Origin of the sequence: Halobacillus sp. BBL2006 (genome assembly GCF_000786645.1) — a bacterium.
Lineage (GTDB): Bacteria > Bacillota > Bacilli > Bacillales > Halobacillaceae > Halobacillus.
The window spans coordinates 1-1,317 of the sequence record NZ_JRNX01000923.1 but is presented as its reverse complement, the minus strand read 5'-3'; the positions used below and the strand labels follow the sequence as shown (position 1 = coordinate 1,317).

The following is a 1,317-nucleotide window of genomic DNA, read 5'->3' as shown; positions in this document are numbered from 1 at the left end:
GGAATTAGGGTGCGATGTAGTGATTCACAGTGCTACAAAGTATATTGGCGGACATGGGGATGTAATCGCTGGTCTCGCTGTCGGAAAAAAAGAGTTTATGAATTCCGTTGCCATGAATGAGCAAAAAGATATCGGCGGCGTCCTTTCTCCTTTTGATGCTTGGCTTTTATTGAGAGGATTGAAAACGTTACATGTCCGTTTGGACCGACACAGCTCTAATGCAGAAGTAATTGCTGAGAGATTGAGTCAGCACCCGTTAGTCCAGCACGTCTATTATCCTGGTATGGATGAGCATCCTCAGAAAGAAATCAGAGAAAAACAGATGAAAACAGGAGGCGGCGTCCTCGCATTTGAAATCGTTGGTTCTAAAAGAGATGCCCAATTCTTTATGGATCAGCTGAAATTAATTAAAATTGCTGTGAGCCTTGGCGATGCAGAAACATTGATCCAGCACCCTGCGTCCATGACTCACGCTGTAGTTCCAGAAGAAGAAAGAAGACAGATGGGGATTGAAGATACACTGATCCGGCTATCAGTAGGGTTAGAATCGGTAGAGGATATATGGGACGATATTTCTCAAGCTTTAGAAAAATGCCAATAAATCAGAAAAGCAGGGAGCTTATCCCTGCTTATTTATATTGAACATCACTCTAAACCGTGTTTATCCATTCTTATCAAGGGAAAAGTATTACAAGTTTGTTTATAATAGAACGAAGGAATCACGGCTTAGGACTCTATCATGATTGAAAGGGTGAGTGTATGTTTAAAAAAATGTTTGGTAAAAAGAGTGTAGAAGAACAACTCGTAGCTCCATTGAATGGAAAGGTTGTCTCGTTAGATGAGGTGGACGATCCTGTATTCAGTCAACGTATGATGGGAGATGGAGTTGCGATTGAACCGACGGACGGAAAGGTTGTCAGTCCTATTGGAGGAGAAATTGTACAAATTTTTCCGACTAACCACGCTGTCGGAATTAAAACAAAATCTGGTGTTGAAGTCCTCGTTCACATCGGTTTAGAAACCGTATCGATGGAAGGGGAAGGGTTTGAAGGACATGTGAAACAAGGGGATAAAGTAGAGGCAGGAGATCACCTGATTACCTTTGATCCCGAACTTGTTAAGGAAAAGGCGAAAAGTACCATCACACCAGTCATCATTACAAATTTTGATGACATAGTTGAAAATTTCGATCCTTCGTATAGCGACTCAGCTAGTGCAGGACAAACGAGTATCGTTACTTTAAAAACAAAATAATAGCAGAAAAGCCTGAAGCAGCTGAGCCTGTTTTAGGCTTTTTTTCTTTTCTATATTGGAAAC

Annotated in this window: 2 protein-coding genes; both read left to right on the top strand. The window is 41.2% G+C overall.

The features are described from left to right. On the top strand, nt 1–601 hold a 601-nt coding region (locus LD39_RS21120), incomplete at its 5' end, for a PLP-dependent aspartate aminotransferase family protein (RefSeq protein WP_035553559.1). A gap of 158 nt (nt 602–759) precedes the next feature. Then, nucleotides 760–1,254, top strand: coding sequence for a PTS glucose transporter subunit IIA (locus LD39_RS21115; protein ID WP_035553557.1), 495 nt, complete (start codon nt 760–762; stop codon nt 1,252–1,254). Nucleotides 1,255–1,317: the final 63 nt, after the last annotated feature.

Excerpts from the sequence above, each read along its gene's own strand:
- LD39_RS21115 (WP_035553557.1), top strand. The coding sequence starts at position 760 with ATGTTTAAAAAAATGTTTGGTAAAAAGAGTGTAGAAGAACAACTCGTA.